Raw genomic sequence first — 16,825 nt, forward strand, 5'->3', positions numbered from 1 at the left:
ATGAGACTTCAAGACAACATCGATTTCACCACGCTGCAGTGGGTCAAGCCCGAGCTCGACGAGACGCTCGCGCTCGCTCGCGAAGCGCTGGAGTCCTATGTCGACAACCCGGGCAACCGGGGTGCCATGCGCGCCTGCGCGGACCATCTGCACCAGGTGCAGGGCACCTTGCGCATGGTCGAGCTGTACGGCGCAGCCATGGTCACCGAGGAGATGGAGACGCTCGCCATCTCCCTGCTCGAAGACCACGTGGCCGATCGCGAGGAAGCCTACGCCGCGCTGATGCGTGGCCTGATGCAGCTGCCTGACTACCTGGAGCGGCTCTCCGGTGGTCATCGCGACGTGCCGGTGGTGCTGCTGCCGTTGCTCAACGACTTGCGTTCCAGTCGCGGACAGCAGGCGCTGCACGAATCGGCACTGTTCACGCCCAATCTCGAAGTCGTGCTGCCTCCGCAGGCGCCGCATGCGCCGCAGACCATCTCGGTGGAGCGCCAGCGCAGCGAGATCACCAACCTGCGCCTGCGCTTCCAGCAGCAGCTGCTTGCCTGGTTCCGCGGACAGGGCAATGACCAGCAGCTGGGCGGCATGATCCAGACGCTGGACGCCATCACCGCGCGGTGCCAGAGCGTGCCCGGCCGTCGCCTGTGGTGGATCGCCGCCGGCGTGCTGGAAGGCGTACAGCATGGTGCGCTGAAGAATCAGGCGGGCGAAGTGCGTCAGCTGATCGGCAAAGTCGATCGCAGCATTCGCCAGTTGGTCGAGCACGGCGAAGCAAGCCTGCGCGGCGGCGATGCCGACGAACTTGCGCGCAAGATGCTGTACGTGGTGGGCCAGGTCCGCCAGGGCAGTCCGCGCATGGAACAGCTGCGCCAGGCGTACGCGCTCGACGCGTTGCTGCCGGAAGCGAGCGAAGTGGAACATGCGCGTGGCTCGATGTCGGGCCACAATCGCGCGCTGCTCGATTCCGTCGCCAAGGCGTTGAAGGACGACCTCCTTCGCGTGAAGGAGGCGCTGGACCTGTTCCTGCGCCAGACCGACGCCGACCCCGCCCAGCTTGCCGGTCAGACCGAGGTGCTCGAGCGCGTGGGCGACACGCTGGGCATGCTTGCCCTGGGCGTGCCGCGTCGCGTCGTCAACGAGCAGCGCCGCGTGCTGGAGGAGATCGCCAGCCGAGTGCGTGCGCCAGACGAGGAGCTGCTGCTCGACGTCGCCGGTGCGCTGCTCTACGTGGAAGCGTCGCTGGACGACCATATCGAAAGCCTGGGTGCCGAGGACGAGTACGCGCCCGACAGCCCCACCGCGATGCTGCCGCGCAGCGAGGCGCGTCACATCCTCGCCACGCTGATGCACGAAGCGACCGCCAACACCGGCAAGGTGAAGGAGGCCATCGTCGCCTACGTCGAGTCCGGCTGGCAGTCGCAGCAGCTGGCCGAGGTCGGCGCGCTGATGGACGAGGTCGCCGGCGCCATGCGCATGCTGTCCGCGCCGCGCCCTGCCGAGCTGGCCGAAGGCATTGGCCGTTTCGTCGGCAATGAACTGCTGGCGGACCGTCGCGTGCCCAGCAGCGCGCAGATGGACCACCTGGCCGACGCACTCGCGGCACTGGAGTACTACCTCGAGGCGGCACGCGAACATCGCGGTGGCCTGGAACATATTCTCGACGTCGCCGAGCACAGCCTCAGCACGCTCGGCTACTGGCCGCCGCCGGCCGCACGCGTGGTCGAGCACGATGAGCTGGACGAAGCGCCGGAGCACATCGCCAAGGCTGCCGACGCCGCGCTTGCCGCTGCGCTGGCGAACCAGCCCGAGTTGTCCGAAAGCGTCAGCCTTGCTCATGGCGAGGACCTGTCCGGCCTGATCGTGGGCCACAGCGAGACGCCGGAGCCTGTCTCGCACGAGATCACCGGCCTGCGCCTGGCCGATACGGAACATGTGAGTCCGCAGGAAGTCATCGGCGCCAGCGAAGAAGACTGGATCGAGATCGAGGAAGAAGTCTTCGAAGAGGTACCGGTTGCCGGCGGCGTGGCCGTCGATGGTGGTTTCCACACCAGCACCGCGGGCATCGACGACGATATCCGCGACATCTTCCTGGAGGAAATGCAGGAAGAGATCGACAACCTGCATGCAGCGCGCCAGGCCTGGTTGGCCGATCCGACGCAGCTCGATGCACTCACGCCGATCCGTCGTTCGTTCCACACGCTGAAGGGTTCGGGTCGCCTGGTGGGCGCCACCTTGCTGGGCGAGTTCGCCTGGAAGGTGGAGAACATGCTCAACCGCGTGCTCGATCAGTCGATTGCACCGCACGAAGGCGTACAGGCGGTGGTGAATGCCGCCATCGATGCCTTGCCGCAGCTGCGCTCCGCGCTGACCGGCGAACGCGCCGTGACGGCGCCGATCGCGGCGATCATGGAGACCGCCGAGCGCATTTCGGCGGGCCAGGAGCAGGCGCGCATCGCAGACATCGCGCCGGTGGCCACCGAAACGGTACGTCGCGTGGTGCGTCGTCGCGTTCCGCGTGCAAGCGCTTCGGCAGCGTCCATTCCGTCGGACAGCCTGGCCGGCCTTGAACCGGTCGACGAGCCTTTCGTCGTGCCGGCCGAGGACGTGATCGAGGCGCCGGTGATGCCGCCGATCGATCCGGTGTTGCTGGAGATCCTGCGCAGCGAAGTCGCGCAGTACCTGGCCACCATTCGCACCAACATCAATCGCGTCGACGGCGAACTTCGCGTCGACGACGGCCTGCTGCGTGCCGTGCATACGCTGCACGGTGCCATCGCGATGGTGGACATCCCGCTGCTCACCCAGCTGCTGTCCCCGCTGGAAAGCCTGCTCAAGCGCCTGCGCGCGGCCGGACTTCCGCTGTCCACCGAAGGTGTTTACCTGCTCAGCCAGAGCGCGGACGCCGTCGATCACGTGATGAGCCAGTTCGATGCGCCGTCGCCGCAGCTGCCGGATATCGATGGCCTGATCCAGCGCCTGACCGAGCTGCGCGACAGCCAGCCCGAGCCGCAGGTGGCCCACGTGCTGTTCGAGCCTCACGCGGACGAGCTGGATGGCGGCGTCGCCAGCGACAGCGCGCATGAGGACGCGCTTGGCGCCTCGCTCGACGCGGCACTGTCGGATGCTTCCGGCCTGGGAGCCGATGCGGTTCTGCCTATCGATGTTGCGGGCGACAACTACGCGGACGAACTGCTCGCCGCACTCGGCGAGTTCAATCTCGACGCCCATCTGCCGATTGCCGAAGAGCTGTCGCCTGCCGATGTGACGGTGGAGGTGCCTGCACCGTCCGCTGCCAGCGACGACGAGTTCGCCGACGTCTATGCCGAACTGCTTGGCGAGGTCGAATCGCTCGAGATCACGCCGGTCAGTGAAGCGCCGGAGCCGTCGGAAGATGGCCTCGTCGCCGAAGAAATCGATTTCGACGAAGCCCTGGCCTTTGGCCTGGTGGACGAGCCGACGTCCGATGCCGCTTCCGAGGAGGTGGTGGTCGCGGTGGACGACGCGCCGATGGATGCCGGTATCGAGGTGACGCAGGAGAGCGTCGAAGAGATCGCCCCGGTCATCGAATCGGCCATCGAGCCGCAGGTCGAGGAGCCGGTCGCTGCCGAGCCGGTGGAAGTTGCCGAGGTTGCGGAAGCTCCTGAAGTCGAAGAGGCCGCAGCGCCGCAGGAGCCCGTTGCCGCGCAGGAGGAGCCGGAGCTCGAAGGCGAAGGCATGCTCTTGCCGAGCCAGATCGACCCGGACCTGCTCGAAATCTTCATCGAGGAAGCACGCGAGATCCTCGACCACTCCGACAGCGTGTTGGCGCAGTGGCGCGTCGAGCCCACTGAATCCGCGCACCTCGCCGAACTGCAGCGTGACCTGCATACCCTCAAGGGTGGTGCGCGCATCGCCGGCATGGTCCCGATGGGCGACCTGACCCACGCCATTGAAACGGCGCTGGAAAAGCCGCTGAATCCGGAGTCGGCGCAGTTCGGCGAGCTCATCGCCGCGCTGGAAGCAGGCTTCGATCTGCTGCACAGCCTGGTACAGCAGGTGTCGCAGGGTCGCGCCGTCGCCTATCCGCAGGCGATGATCGATCGCTTCCTCGGCATGGGCGAAGGTTCCGTGGAGGCCCCCGCCGCGCCGGTGTCGGCGACGGTGGTGCCGTTCCCCGAACGCATCAAGCTGCCGGAGCTGTTGCCGGAAGAACGCGAAGAAGCCACGAGCGCGCCGCAGGAACAGATCCGCGTCCGCGCCGAACTGCTCGACACGCTGGTGAACCATGCCGGCGAGGTGGCGATCTATCGTTCGCGCCTCGAACAGCAGGTGGCCGGCTACCGCTTCAACCTGGTCGAACTCGACCAGACCGTGCAGCGTCTGCGCAGCCAGCTGCGCATGCTGGAAATCGAAACGGAAGCGCAGATCATCGCGCGCTTCCAGCGCGAGCATCGCGAAGCAGGCATGGCGGTGTTCGATCCGCTCGAACTCGACCGCTTCTCGCAGCTGCAGCAGTACTCGCGTGCCCTGGCCGAGTCGGTCTCCGACTTGGTGTCCATCCAGGGCATGCTCGACGAACTCACCCGCCAGGCGGAAACGCTGCTGATCCAGCAGTCGCGCGTGAGCTCGGAGCTGCAGGAAGGCTTGCTGCGCACGCGCATGCTGCCGTTCGACACCATGGTGCCGAACCTTCGCCGCACGCTGCGCCAGGCCGCCCAGGAAGAAGGCAAGAGCGCCCAGCTGTACGTCGAAGGCGCCCACGGCGAAATGGATCGCAACCTGCTCGACCGCATCAAGGCGCCGTTCGAACACATGCTGCGCAACTCCGTGGCGCATGGTTTCGAGTCGCCGGCCGAACGCCGCAAGGCGGGCAAGCCGGAAGAGGGCGCCGTGCGCATCCGCGTCGCGCGTGAAGCCACCGAGGTGGTGGTGCGCGTGAGCGACGACGGCCGCGGCCTCGACCGCGATGCGATCCACAAGCGCGGCATCGAGCGCGGTTTGATCCGTGCCGATTCGCGCATCAGCGACGACCAGGTGCTCGCGCTCATCACCCAGCCTGGCTTCTCCACTGCCAGCACCGTGACCCAGCTCGCAGGGCGCGGCGTGGGCATGGACGTGGTGGCGAACGAAATAAAGCAGCTCGGCGGCGCGCTGTCGATCGAATCGAAGGCCGGCGAAGGCACCACCTTCGTACTGCGCCTGCCGTTCACCCTCGCGGTGACCCAGGCCATCCTGGTGCGCATCGGCGAGTCGACGTTTGCCATCCCGATGACCTCGGTGCAGGGCGTGGCCCGCATCTCGCCATCGGAACTGGCCGAGCGTGTGGCCGAGGCCGAGCCGGTGTTCCCGTATGCCGGCGAGGACTACAGCATCCACGACCTGTCCGATCTGCTCGGCATCGCGGCCAGCCATGCCAGCGACGAAGAGCAGGTGCCGTTGCTGCTGACGCGTTCGGGTGACCTGCGTGCCGCGATCCGCATCGATGCCGTGATCGGCTCGCGCGAAATCGTGGTGAAGTCGGTTGGCCCGCAGGTGAGCTCAGTGCCGGGCATCCTCGGCGCGACCATCATGGGCGACGGCTCGGTGCTGATCATTCTTGATCTCGCCCCGCTGGTCCGCCATGGCACCGCGCGTCGCCTGCAGCGCCTGGAAGAGGGCCTCAGCGCCGTCGCCACGCCAGTGGTGGAAGAGTCGCGCGTGCGCCCGCTGGTGATGGTGGTCGACGACTCGATCACCATGCGCAAGGTCACCGGTCGCGTGCTGGAACGCCACGAGTACGAAGTCACCACCGCCAAGGACGGTGTCGACGCCATCGAAAAGCTGCACGAGCGCGTGCCCGACCTGATGCTGCTCGACATCGAGATGCCGCGCATGGACGGTTACGAGCTGGCGACGCATATGAAGGCCGATCCGCGACTGCGCGACGTGCCGATCATCATGATCACCTCGCGTACCGGCGATAAGCATCGCCAGCGTGCATTCGACATCGGCGTCGATCGCTATCTCGGCAAGCCTTACCAGGAGGCCGAACTGCTGGCGCAGATCGGCGAGGTGCTGGAGCAGCGTGCCGTGGAGTCGCTCAATGGCTGAGTCGTCGACAGCGGTTGCACTCATCTTCGACGACGTGGAACTGGGTGGCCAGTTGCGTGAAGCGCTGCGCGAACACGGGGCGCGGATCGTGCACGAAGGCGCACTGTCCACGCTGAGCCGCAGCATGCTGAATGACACCGGCGCCCAGGTGCTGGTAGTGAATCTGGACGAGGAGGCCGAGGACGAACTCGACCGCCTCTACGACGTGATCGATGGCGACCATCCGCGCGTCGTGTTCAACGATGCCCAGGCCAGCCGCCAGCTTGGCGGCTGGGACCGTGCGCGCTGGGCCCGCCATCTCGCGGTGAAGGTGATGGCGCAGGGTGACCTGGATCCGCCCCGTCCGCAGGACGCGCCGGCGGTACCGGAAACGGTAGTGAACGAGTTCGCGCCCGCCGAGGCCGAAGAGCCCGAGGCGATCGCCGAGTTCGTTCCCGACTTCGAGCCGGTGGACGACTTCGTTGAAACCCCGGCAGAGCCTGTTGCGGAGATCGAAGGTGGTGAGGTGTCGGAAGTCTCCGAGACCCTGGCCGCCGAGCTCGAGGCACTGCTGGCGGCCGACGAACCGCAGGCCATGGAGGACGATTTCGGCTCGCTCAAGTTCGTCGCCGAGGATGAATTGCCGCCGCTGCACGATGGTCACTTCGGGGTGGACACGCTGGCGACGCAAGGGCCGGCGCCGGTGGAACCGGAGCCCCCGATGCTGCCTCCGCGGGCCATGCCCTCGTTCCAGTTGGACCATTTGTCGCTGAGTCCGCTGGACGACTCGTTCCTGCCTTCCACCACCAGCGAGAGCGTGGAGAAGGGGCCGTCGTCTCTGCTGGGACTGGCGTCGAGCTGGTCACTGGTGGATGAGACAGAAGCGTCCGCCATCGTCGCGCCGGTCGAAACCGCGGATTACGGCATCGAGAAGCTCAGCGCCGCGGAATTTCTCGCGCCCGAAGGCGGCAACGAGGATGAGTCCTTCCTCAAGCCCGGCATGACGCTGGAGCTGGTGTCCATCGAGGAGGCGATTGCTCCCAAGGCCTACGAGGGCGGGCACGAAATGGTGCTGACCGATCTCGATGCCGCCATCAGCCGGGTGCTGGTGATCGGCGCGGCCTCCGACAGCACGGATGCGGTGTGCTCGTTCCTTTCACGCCTGCCGATCGATTTGCGCGCCACCGTGGTGCATGTTCAGCACATGGGTAGCCAATCTGCCGAGATGCTGGTCGATCAGATGGCTGATCATTGCGACCTGCCGGTGAACATCGCCGCCCACGGTGGACGTGCACGCATGGGTGAGGTGCTGGTCGTGCCTGCCGGCCACCAGGCGCGCGTGCAGCGCGATGGTCGCGTGGAACTGCAGCCGTTGGATGGCCAGGACGGACGTGGCAGTTCACCGATCGATGCCAGCTTCACCATGGCGGCCAACGTGTTCGGTCGCAACGCACTGGCGATCGTGTTCGCAGGCCAGGCCAATGACGCGCTGGGTGGCTCGCAAGCCATCTACGATCGCGGCGGCCAGGTCTGGGTGGAAGCTTCCGGGGAGTCGCATTTCCCGGACATGGTGCACGGCATCGAAGCCGAGCGCCTCAATAGTTATTCCGGCACGCCCGCCGAGTTGGCGGCGCGCCTGGTCGAGGAGATGTCGATGGAGGGCCGGCGATGAGCGAGCTACCGCTACCGCGTGAAATCCGCTGCGTGCTGGTGCCGGTGGGTAACCTGCGCCTGCTGCTGCCCAACGCGACCGTGGCCGAAGTGATCACGCTGCCTGCGCCCGAGCCGGTAGAGCATGCGCCGGCGTGGTTGCTGGGTCGTATCGCATGGCGTGGCTGGCGCGTGCCGCTGCTGTCGTTCAGCACGCTGGCGGGTGCCGGCGAGGGCGACAGCGAGCAGGCGGTGCGCGTTGCCGTGTTGAAGGCGCTCGGCGGGCACGCCGAGCTGCCGTTCGTGGCCGTGGTGACCCAGGGCTTCCCGCGCCTGACCACGCTCAACGCCGAGCTGATCATCCCGACCCACGACGGCGCGCCGTTGCCGCCGGGCGTGAAGGCACAGGTGCTGGTCCGCGATGACATTGCGGTCATTCCTGACCTGGAAGGCATCGAGGCCGAACTGATCGACCTGCTCGAACTGGCCAGCTGAGCCAGCCGTGGCGCCGCCTCCAGCGAGGCGGCGTCGCGTCAGACGTCGCCGTGCAGTGCCTGCAGGGCTGCCAATGCCGCCAGGCCGGCGGTTTCCGTGCGGAGAATCCGCGGTCCGAGCTTGAGGCCTGCAAAGCCCGCGTCGGTCAGGGCGGTCGTGTCGCGTGAACCGAGCCCTCCTTCCGGCCCCACCACCAGCAAGCCTCCGGCGGTCGTAAAGCGCAGTTCACTGGCCCGTTGCGTGCCCTCGGGCAGCAGCGCCAGGCGCAGGGCGCCGTCGGTCGCCAATCCCTTGAGCCAGGCCTCCAGTGGAAGCGCGGCGCTTACCTCGGGCACGCAGGCGCGTCCGCTCTGTTCGCACGCGCTGGCCACCACCGCCCGCCAGTGGGCGAGGCGTTTTTCCGCGCGGCTGGCGTCGAGCTTCACTTCCGAGCGCTCGGTCAACAGGGGAACGATGCGGGCCACGCCCAGCTCGGTCGCCTTCTGCATGATCAGGTCCATCTTCTCGCCGCGCGCGACGCCCTGGGCGAGCGTGAGCGGCAGCGGCGATTCGTTAGCGACAGCCACGGCTGCCTCCACGCGCACGGTCACGTCGCGCTTGCCGACGGCCTGGATGACGGCGGGATAGTCATGGCCGTCGCCATTGAACAGGGTGATCGGATCACCGGCCGCCATCCGCAGCACGCGCGCCACATGCTCTCCCGCCTGCGCCGGCAGGCCCAGTTCGAGGCCGACAGCGAGTGGCTGGTCCACGTGTATGCGAATGGTGCGCATGGCGCGTTCTACGGTGGTCGAAACGGAAAGCATAACGGACCCGTGACAGGGCGTCTCACGCGACTTGTACCGTACAAGCTGAACGTGCGACGACGGCAACCGGCCTGCATTTGCCAGTTGGCCCATGCAGGTGCAGGATGAATTAGTCCCTCAGTCCCCGGAGGTGGAACATGAACAAGCCCACCATGGCACTCCTTCTAAGTGCACTCGTCGCCCTCGTGGCCAGCCCGCTGGCCATGGCGCAGAGCACCACCGCAGCCAGCGACAACAGCATGCACGCGCTGCAGGACGGCCAGACCCAGGCCCAGGCGGCGCCGGCAAACCAGGGGCCGCCGAAACCCGGCGACCGTACTTGCCTGCAGAGCACGGGCAGCATGATCCCGGCCAAGCACGGTGGTTGCCTTACGGTGCCTGGGCGCAGCTACAACCGGCAGGACATCCAGAACACGGGTGAAACCACCATGGGGCCAGCGCTGCAGAAGCTGGACCCGAGTGTGACCATCCAGGGCGGGCACTAAGTCCGTCGCTCAGCCGGCAACGGCCCGCTCGATGCCTTCGATGGCGGTGTCCACCAGCTGATCGATCTCCTGCGTGGTCACGACATAGGGCGGCATGAAATAGATGACATCACCCAGGGGGCGCAGCAGCGCGCCCTGGGTGAGTCCGTGCAGGTAGACGCGAAGGCCACGCCGCTCAGCCGAGGGAAAAGGCGTCCGCTGGCGCTTGTCCGCCACCAGTTCCACGGCGGCGATCATGCCGGTCTGGCGCACGGCGGACACATGGGGATGATCGCGTAGCGGCGCCAGGCGCTGCGCCAGGTGCGCCGCCAGTTCGCGATTGCGCTCCAGCACGGGTTCATCGCGGAAGATCGCCAGCGTTTCCAGCGCCACGCGGCAGGCGAGGGGATTGCCGGTATAGCTGTGCGAGTGCAGGAATGCCTTGCCGGCGCTGTACTCGGCGTAGAACGCCTCATACACGTGGGTGGTGGTGAGCACCGCCGAAAGTGGCAGGAAGCCACCGGTGAGTCCCTTGGACAGGCACATGAAATCCGGCGATACGCGGGCCTGCTCGCACGCAAACAGTGTGCCGGTGCGGCCGAAACCCACGGCGATTTCATCGGCGATGAAGTGCACGGTGAACTCGTCGCACAGCGCGCGCAGCCCGGCCAGATAGTCGGGGTGGTACATGCGCATGCCGCCGGCGCATTGCACCAGCGGCTCGACGATCACGGCGCACACTTCGTGCGCGTGCTGCTCAAGCAGTACACGCAATTCGCCAAGACGCCGCTGCGCCACCGAAGCAGGGCTTTCGCCAGGTTGTGCCTCATAGGCGTCGGGAGAGGGCGCGAGGATCGGGGTGAGCAGCAGCGGTGCATAAGTCTTGCGATACAGCGCCACGTCGCTGACCGACAGCGCGCCCAGCGTTTCGCCGTGGTAGCTGCCGGTGAGCGCGATGAAGCGTGTCTTTTCACCGTGACCCTGGTTGAGCCAGTAGTGGAAGCTCATCTTGAGCGCCACTTCGATCGCGGCCGAACCATTGTCGGCGTAGAACACGCGATCCAGCCCGGGCGGCGTCACGCGCACCAGCTCTTCGGCCAGGGCCACGGCAGGCTCATGGGTAAAGCCCGCGAAGATCACGTGTTCCAGCGTGCGGGCCTGGTCGGCCAGCGCCGCGGCGATGCGCGGATTGGCATGGCCGAACAGGTTGGTCCACCAGGAGCTGATGCCGTCGAGATAGCGCCTGCCGTCGGTGCCGACCAGCCACGCCCCCTCGCCGCGCGCGATCGGGATCATCGGCACGGTCTGGTGATCGTGCATCTGCGTGCAGGGGTGCCACAGGTGGCTCAGGTCTCGACGCACCAGCGCGTCGGCAGCGGGGAAGGTGTTCATCCGGCTATGATCGGGGTTTCGAGCATGCCCGCTCAAGTCTTCCAAATCCCTGGGAATTGGTTTGAAGCACTGGCGTATCGCATTGGCAGGCCTCCTGGGCCTGCTGTTCATCGGCTTCGCCCTCGTCTGGTTCATGCCCGCGTGCTGGGTGGTGCCACTGATCGCGGGTCGCCTAAACGGTGTGCAGCTGGAGGAGGTCAGCGGCCTGCTTTGGCGAGGGCACGCCGGCCGCGTCCTGTCAGCCAAGGGCGAAGACCTGGGACAACTCGATTGGCAGCTCTCGCGTAGCGCCTTGCTGGGTAGTCCGCAGTGGCTCGTCGATCTGCGAGGGCCGCGGGTGCAATTCCACGGGCGCATGCAGGGTCGCAGTGCCACCGAAGCGCTGTGGACGGACGTCCATATGAAAGCAGACCTCGAGCTGCTCGGGACGCGCCTCACGCTTCCTGCCGGGAGGCCGCGCGGCACCGTGAAGGTCGTTGCGCCCAGCGTCCAGTTGCAGGGCGGATGGCCACTGGCGGTGGACGCCCATTTCGAGTGGCAGGATGCCTCGCTGCTCACGCCCCGTTCTGGTGAACTGGCGCTCGGCGCGCTGCAGCTGGCCATGCACGGGAGTAACGGCGTGATCGAAGGTCATTTGTACGACAGTGGCAAGGGCCCGTTGCACATCGACGGTCGTCTGCAACTGAGCCCGTTGGCGTGGCGCTTCAATGCCGTGGCGGCACCCAGGCAACCTACGCCCGCGCTGGTGCGCTGGCTCGCGGCTTTCGGGCCGACCAGCGCCGACGGCGTCACGCACATCCAATACAGCGGCGGCCTGGTGGCCGCCGTGTCCGGGGGAAATCATGAGTGAACTGAATCTGGCGCATGCGCTCGATGCGGCCCGGGAAGCCGCGCAGGCCGCGGCTGAGGTGTTGCGGCACTACTGGCGACGCGGAGTAGACATCGAGCTGAAGAGCGACGACACGCCGGTCACCATCGCCGACCGCGAGGCGGAAATGGCGATACGCAAGGTGCTGCAGCGGGCCTTGCCGGAGGCGTCCATCTACGGCGAGGAGTTCGGGCGTGACGAAGGCAATCCCGACCTGCTGTGGATGGTGGATCCGCTCGACGGCACCAAAAGCTTCGTGCGGCGCACGCCGTTCTTTTCCACGCAGATCGCCCTGATGCATCGTGGCGAGCTGGTGCTCGGCGTCTCCAGTGCGCCGATCTATGGCGAGACCATGTGGGCAGGCGCCGGCGGAGGCTGCTGGTTCGAAGGCGAGCGGGTGCACGTCGCACCGACGGCTGCACTCGCGCAGGCATCGCTCTCCATCGGCAATGTCAAATCGCTCACCGCCGATGCGCGCTGGGCCGAGCTGGGCGCGTTGATCCGCGATACCAACCGCATCCGCGGCTACGGCGACTTCTGCCATTACCACCTGCTGGCGCGGGGCAGCCTGGATCTCGTGCTGGAGTCGGACGTGAACATCCTCGATATCGCCGCGCTTGCCGTGATCGTGCGCGAGGCCGGCGGCGTGTTCACCGATCTGGATGGTCAGCCGCTGACGCTGGAATCCCGCAGCGTGCTGGCCGGTACGCCGGATATCCATGCATGGGTGCTGAAGCGCCTTCGTTCGGCGTGCTGAAGAGGAGAGGCCGCGAATGGATGGAAGCTTGCAGATCGTCTACGCCTTGCTCGGCACGTCGCCGCAGCTGACGGCGGCGATCGTGGGCCTCGTGGTGGCCGGCGTGTTCTGGCGGAAGATGCCGCGCGCGGCCATGCTGCTCCTGCTCGCCAGCGTGCTCGAGATGGCGGTGCTGGCCGCCTCCGGCTGGTACCACATGGTCTATTTCCCGGCGGCGCTGCAAGCGCATGACCGGACCATGGTGGAGCTGACCCGCAACATGGCCTTTGTAGGCTTCGCCACGAGCGCGCTGCACGGGCTCGTGTTCGGCCTGCTGGTCTGGGCGGTGGCGACCGGGCGCGGTCGGCCGGTGCCTCCGGCGGTTCCGGGGCGCTGAGCTACAATCGACCCATGCACAAGCCACCCATCATCCATGCGACGCGCGACGTGCACGACAGCGGTTTCCTGCGCGTCGAGCAGCTCGACCTCGAATTCTCCAACGGCGAGCGGCGCACCTACGAACGCCTGAAGGGCAGCGGCCTGGGTGCGGTCATCATCGTGCCGATGCTGGACGACGAAACCGTGCTGCTCGTGCGCGAGTACGGCGCCGGTGTCGGCCGTTATGAGCTGAGCCTGCCGAAGGGGCGCCTCGACCGTGACGAAACGGTCGAGCAGGGCGCCGATCGCGAGCTCAAGGAAGAGGTCGGTTACGGTGCGCGCAAACTGAAGATCCTGCACAACCTGTCGTTGTCGCCGTCGTACATGACGCACATGGCACACGTGGTGCTGGCGCAGGATCTGTATCCCGAACGCCTGGAAGGCGACGAGCCCGAGGAACTGGAAGTGGTTCCGTGGAAGCTCGCCGACCTGCATATCCTGATCGCACGCGACGACGTCACCGAAGGTCGCTCGATCGCCGCCCTCTTCATGGCTCGCGAATATCTCGCCGGCCGGTTTTCCCCGACATGAGCCAAGCGCCGTTTTCCATGCTCCTGCAGCAGATCGCTGCCATTGCCCGTGAAGCCGGCGACGCCATCCTCGTCGTGTACGGCGAGGATTTCGAGGTGGAGCGCAAGGCCGACCAATCGCCCGTCACGGCGGCCGATCTTGCCGCGCAACGCGTGATTACCGCCGGACTGGCCCGGCTCGATGACAACCTGCCGGTGATCTCCGAGGAAGCGCGCGCGGCGCCGTGGCCGCAGCGTCGCGAATGGCCGCGCTACTGGCTGGTCGATCCGCTCGATGGAACGCGCGAGTTCATCAAGCGCAACGGCGAGTTCACCGTGAACATCGCGCTCATCGAACATCATCAGCCCGTGCTCGGCGTGGTGCTGGCGCCGGTGACGGGCGAGCTCTATGCCGCGGCGCGCGGGCAGGGTGCGTGGCTGCAGTCGCGCGTGGATGCGCCCTGGCAACGCATCCAGACACGCGGATTCACCCAGCCTGCAACCGTCGCCGGCAGCCGTTCGCATGGTGGCGCTGGCACGGCCCTGCTCGGGCAGCTGATCGGCGAAGGTTACGCGTCGATGCCGCTGGGTTCCTCGCTGAAGTTCTGCCTGGTGGCGCGCGGCGATGCGGACGTCTATCTGCGTCGCGGCGCCACCAGCGAATGGGACACGGCCGCTGCACAAAGCGTGCTCGAGGAGGCCGGTGGTGCCGTGCTTGATCTCGCCGGCGAGCCGCTGCGCTACAACCGCGGCGATTCGCTGATCAATCCGGAATTCATCGCCGTGGGCGATACCGCCATCGACTGGAAGTCCCGCCTGCTCGCCGCCGACCTGGAGGGGTGATGACCGAGGCCGTTCGCCACAGCCTGGATGACCTGCTCGCCATCATGGCGCGCCTGCGCGATCCCCAGGGCGGTTGTCCGTGGGACCTGCAGCAGGATTTCTCCACCATCGCGCCTTACACCATCGAGGAAGCCTACGAGGTCGCCGACGCCATCGACCGCAAGGACTGGCACGACCTGCGCGACGAACTGGGCGACTTGCTGCTGCAGGTGGTGTTCCATGCACAGATGGCGAAGGAGGCGGGCCTGTTCGAGTTCGCCGACGTCGCCGATGCCATCAGCGACAAGATGGTGCGCCGTCACCCGCACGTGTTCGGCGATGAGAGCTACGAAGACCTCGACGCGCAGAAGCAGGCGTGGGACGACATCAAGAGCGCCGAGCGGGCGGCCAGAGGCGAGCAGCATGACGACAGCGCGCTGGCAGGCATCTCGCGCGGACTGCCGGAGTGGAAGCGCTCGCTGAAGTTGCAGGAACGCGCCGCCAAGGTGGGTTTCGACTGGCCTGACGAACAGCCGGTACTCGACAAGCTGCTGGAAGAGGTCGAGGAGGTCCGTGCCGAGTTCGTGCAGGGACGTGACAAGGAACGACTGCAGGACGAGATCGGCGACGTGCTGTTCGTGGTGGCGAATCTCGCGCGGCATGCCGGCGTGGATTTTTCGCAGGCCTTGCGTCACGCCAATACGAAGTTCGAGCGTCGCTTCCGCCACATGGAGCAGCTGGCGCGCGAGGAAGGCCGGCCCTTGCCGGAGCGTGGCCTGACGGAGCAGGAAGCGCTGTGGCAGAAGGCCAAGCGCGCGGACAAGCCGGCTGCCTGAAAAAAGGAGGCACGGGTTCTGGGGTCCCCGTGCCTCAGCCGTGAGGCACCGCCAAGGCGGCGGTGCCGGTCGTTCTTGTAGTTATGGTTGTGCGGTCGGTGCCGGCTTCATGGCGCCGCGGCGTTGTTCCCAATCGCTGCGCATCTTTTCGAGATCGGCACGCTGCCTGGCCTCGTTGGTCAGGTTCTCATCGAGGCTCTTGCGCAGCGTGGCAATGGCCTGATCCACGTTGGCGGGCGCCGACTGGGCACGAGCGAGGTGGTGGTAGACGTAGGTGCGCACGCGCGGATCCTGCGTCTTGGTCAACACATCGTTGTACAACGTCTGCAGCTCCTTGCTGCGGCCACTCTCGCGATACAGGCGCTCGAGCGCCTGCAGGTCCTCGATCACCGGTGAACCCGGGCCATCAAGGCCAGGGCGCCCGAAGCCCGGACGACCGAAGCCGGGACCACCCGTGAAGTCCGGCATGTCGCCGCGGCCCATCTGCGGACCCTTGGCAGCCGGCATGGCCTTGGCGGCGGGCGCACTCTTGGGTGCGACGTCCTGGGCGATGGCGTAGCTGCCGCCGGCGATCACCAGCAGGACAAGGGCGGAGGTGAGCAGGGTCTTGCGTTGCATGTCGATCCATCTCCACGATGTTGGTTGTGTCTCAAACGTGTCGTTACGGCCTGGGTTGACCCGGGCTCTAAACCTTTTGGCCGCCCGCGACATCCCAAGCCTGTCCGATCAATCAGGAGTTACCCATGCGCCGCCTTCTTCTTGCCGCACTGCTGTTCGCCCCCTTGGCTTCGCACGCTGACGAGTGCAAGTACGAGGCGCCGCGCAACCTCACGCTCGACCTGGCCGGTGTCCGCGAGGTGCAGGTGGACCTGCACAGTCACGACCTGCATCTCAGCGGCAACAACGGGGGCACCGGGGGCACCGTCACGGGTCGTGCCTGCGCATCCGATCCCAAGCTGCTGGATGCCCTCACCGTGACCCAGCGGCGCGAAGGCGACCGCCTGATCATCGAGGCCGGCAGTCGCAGCGTGATGACGATCAGCCTGTTCAAGAGCAGCTACACCAGCCTCAACCTCAACCTGCAGATGCCGGCGCAGATCCCGGTGGTGCTGAATGTCGGTTCCGGCGACGCCTGGGTGACCGGTCTGCAGAAGCTCTCCACGCAGGTGGGATCGGGCGACGTGCATATCAGCAAGATTTCCGGCCCCTTCAGCGCCAGCGTGGGCTCGGGCGATGTGGAGATCAATGACGTGGGCAGCCTCGACATCGGTTCTATCGGTTCGGGCGACGTCAAGGTCGACGGCGTGCGCGGCGAATCGCGCGTGGGCAGCATCGGTTCCGGCGACGTCACCATTCGCAACGTGGGTGGCAGCGTGCGCATCGACACGGTGGGCTCGGGCGACGTGCGCGTGCACGACGTGCGTGGCGACCTGACGGTGGGTGCAAAGGGCAGTGGCGACGTGAGCCACTCCGGCGTGCAGGGCAAGGTCAGCGTGCCGCGCGACCGCGGCGACGACTGACCGCTACCTAGGGCCTGTCAACACTATTCGCGTAGTTCGCGTGGTTCGTCCGTGGCCGTGCAGTGGTAGTGCGTGGCGCTGACCTGGCTGGCTGCCAGGTCAAGCCGCGCGGTGCCGCTGGGCGGCCACGGACGAACCACCCTTCGGGCAGGGTCTGTTTGCCCACCATGACGCGTCATCGCTCAGTCGTGTTCGGACGTACACTCCCTCGCTCTTCCTCGCCTGCCGGGCAAACAGCTCC

14 protein-coding genes are annotated in these 16,825 nt (G+C 66.7%); 11 read left to right on the forward strand and 3 right to left on the reverse strand.

Annotation, left to right across the window (positions count from 1 at the left end; all coding sequences use genetic code 11):
• The 3 genes from EPB08_RS04040 to EPB08_RS04050 are packed head-to-tail and all read left to right on the forward strand — an operon-like array spanning position 1 to position 8,193.
• Positions 1 to 6,069 (forward strand): Hpt domain-containing protein, encoded by a 6,069-nt coding sequence (locus tag EPB08_RS04040; protein WP_130617740.1) that lies wholly within the window; start codon positions 1 to 3, stop codon positions 6,067 to 6,069.
• On the forward strand, positions 6,062 to 7,720 hold the full coding sequence (locus tag EPB08_RS04045; RefSeq protein WP_130617741.1) for a chemotaxis protein CheB: 1,659 nt from the start codon (positions 6,062 to 6,064) through the stop codon (positions 7,718 to 7,720). The genes EPB08_RS04040 and EPB08_RS04045 overlap by 8 nt, the downstream gene beginning before the upstream one ends.
• A complete protein-coding gene (locus tag EPB08_RS04050; protein WP_130617742.1) occupies positions 7,717 to 8,193 on the forward strand; it encodes a chemotaxis protein CheW in 477 nt (158 codons plus the stop codon). Before EPB08_RS04045 ends, EPB08_RS04050 begins: the two co-directional genes overlap by 4 nt.
• 38 nt (positions 8,194 to 8,231) lie before the next feature.
• Here EPB08_RS04050 and EPB08_RS04055 read toward each other — a convergent pair whose 3' ends face one another.
• A complete protein-coding gene (locus EPB08_RS04055; RefSeq protein WP_130617743.1) occupies positions 8,232 to 8,966 on the reverse strand; it encodes a 16S rRNA (uracil(1498)-N(3))-methyltransferase in 735 nt (244 codons plus the stop codon).
• A 170-nt stretch (positions 8,967 to 9,136) separates the two neighbouring features.
• Between EPB08_RS04055 and EPB08_RS04060 the strand changes: the two genes are divergently transcribed.
• Positions 9,137 to 9,484: a hypothetical protein gene (locus tag EPB08_RS04060; protein WP_130617744.1), complete on the forward strand. Its 348-nt coding sequence runs from the start codon at positions 9,137 to 9,139 to the stop codon at positions 9,482 to 9,484.
• A gap of 9 nt (positions 9,485 to 9,493) precedes the next feature.
• Here EPB08_RS04060 and EPB08_RS04065 read toward each other — a convergent pair whose 3' ends face one another.
• Entirely contained in the window at positions 9,494 to 10,855 is a 1,362-nt protein-coding gene (locus tag EPB08_RS04065; RefSeq protein WP_130617745.1) for an adenosylmethionine--8-amino-7-oxononanoate transaminase, read from the reverse strand.
• A 61-nt stretch (positions 10,856 to 10,916) separates the two neighbouring features.
• Between EPB08_RS04065 and gspN the strand changes: the two genes are divergently transcribed.
• From gspN to mazG, 6 genes are read left to right on the forward strand one after another with little or no spacing between them, the layout of a single operon-like run.
• Complete coding sequence (gspN, locus tag EPB08_RS04070; RefSeq protein WP_130617746.1) at positions 10,917 to 11,705, forward strand: type II secretion system protein N; 789 nt, start codon at positions 10,917 to 10,919, stop codon at positions 11,703 to 11,705.
• Entirely contained in the window at positions 11,698 to 12,480 is a 783-nt protein-coding gene (locus EPB08_RS04075; RefSeq protein ID WP_130617747.1) for an inositol monophosphatase family protein, read from the forward strand. The genes gspN and EPB08_RS04075 overlap by 8 nt, the downstream gene beginning before the upstream one ends.
• A gap of 28 nt (positions 12,481 to 12,508) precedes the next feature.
• The gene (locus EPB08_RS04080; RefSeq protein ID WP_130617748.1) at positions 12,509 to 12,856 is read left to right on the forward strand and encodes a hypothetical protein; all 348 of its coding nucleotides are present in this window, start codon (positions 12,509 to 12,511) and stop codon (positions 12,854 to 12,856) included.
• A gap of 14 nt (positions 12,857 to 12,870) precedes the next feature.
• On the forward strand, positions 12,871 to 13,428 hold the full coding sequence (gene nudE, locus EPB08_RS04085) for an ADP compounds hydrolase NudE (protein ID WP_130617749.1): 558 nt from the start codon (positions 12,871 to 12,873) through the stop codon (positions 13,426 to 13,428).
• Positions 13,425 to 14,249 (forward strand): 3'(2'),5'-bisphosphate nucleotidase CysQ, encoded by an 825-nt coding sequence (cysQ, locus tag EPB08_RS04090; RefSeq protein WP_130617750.1) that lies wholly within the window; start codon positions 13,425 to 13,427, stop codon positions 14,247 to 14,249. Before nudE ends, cysQ begins: the two co-directional genes overlap by 4 nt.
• Entirely contained in the window at positions 14,249 to 15,064 is an 816-nt protein-coding gene (gene mazG / locus EPB08_RS04095) for a nucleoside triphosphate pyrophosphohydrolase (protein ID WP_130617751.1), read from the forward strand. Before cysQ ends, mazG begins: the two co-directional genes overlap by 1 nt.
• Before the next feature lie 81 nt (positions 15,065 to 15,145).
• On the opposite strand, the gene EPB08_RS04100 is transcribed toward mazG, so the two are convergent.
• Positions 15,146 to 15,682, reverse strand: coding sequence for a hypothetical protein (locus EPB08_RS04100; protein WP_130617752.1), 537 nt, complete (start codon positions 15,680 to 15,682; stop codon positions 15,146 to 15,148).
• Positions 15,683 to 15,807: 125 nt separating this feature from the next.
• On the opposite strand from EPB08_RS04100, the gene EPB08_RS04105 reads away from it, so the two are divergent.
• A complete protein-coding gene (locus tag EPB08_RS04105) occupies positions 15,808 to 16,584 on the forward strand; it encodes a DUF4097 family beta strand repeat-containing protein (protein ID WP_130617753.1) in 777 nt (258 codons plus the stop codon).
• The last annotated feature ends 241 nt before the right edge of the window (positions 16,585 to 16,825 follow it).

It is taken from the genome of Dyella amyloliquefaciens, assembly GCF_004296575.1.
Lineage (GTDB): Bacteria > Pseudomonadota > Gammaproteobacteria > Xanthomonadales > Rhodanobacteraceae > Dyella > Dyella amyloliquefaciens.

Excerpts from the sequence above, each read along its gene's own strand:
- EPB08_RS04040 (WP_130617740.1), top strand. The coding sequence starts at position 1 with ATGAGACTTCAAGACAACATCGATTTCACCACGCTGCAGTGGGTCAAG.
- EPB08_RS04045 (WP_130617741.1), top strand. The coding sequence starts at position 6,062 with ATGGCTGAGTCGTCGACAGCGGTTGCACTCATCTTCGACGACGTGGAA.
- EPB08_RS04050 (WP_130617742.1), top strand. The coding sequence starts at position 7,717 with ATGAGCGAGCTACCGCTACCGCGTGAAATCCGCTGCGTGCTGGTGCCG.
- EPB08_RS04055 (WP_130617743.1), bottom strand. The coding sequence starts at position 8,966 with ATGCGCACCATTCGCATACACGTGGACCAGCCACTCGCTGTCGGCCTC.
- EPB08_RS04060 (WP_130617744.1), top strand. The coding sequence starts at position 9,137 with ATGAACAAGCCCACCATGGCACTCCTTCTAAGTGCACTCGTCGCCCTC.
- EPB08_RS04065 (WP_130617745.1), bottom strand. The coding sequence starts at position 10,855 with ATGAACACCTTCCCCGCTGCCGACGCGCTGGTGCGTCGAGACCTGAGC.
- EPB08_RS04075 (WP_130617747.1), top strand. The coding sequence starts at position 11,698 with ATGAGTGAACTGAATCTGGCGCATGCGCTCGATGCGGCCCGGGAAGCC.
- nudE (WP_130617749.1), top strand. The coding sequence starts at position 12,871 with ATGCACAAGCCACCCATCATCCATGCGACGCGCGACGTGCACGACAGC.
- cysQ (WP_130617750.1), top strand. The coding sequence starts at position 13,425 with ATGAGCCAAGCGCCGTTTTCCATGCTCCTGCAGCAGATCGCTGCCATT.
- mazG (WP_130617751.1), top strand. The coding sequence starts at position 14,249 with ATGACCGAGGCCGTTCGCCACAGCCTGGATGACCTGCTCGCCATCATG.
- EPB08_RS04100 (WP_130617752.1), bottom strand. The coding sequence starts at position 15,682 with ATGCAACGCAAGACCCTGCTCACCTCCGCCCTTGTCCTGCTGGTGATC.
- EPB08_RS04105 (WP_130617753.1), top strand. The coding sequence starts at position 15,808 with ATGCGCCGCCTTCTTCTTGCCGCACTGCTGTTCGCCCCCTTGGCTTCG.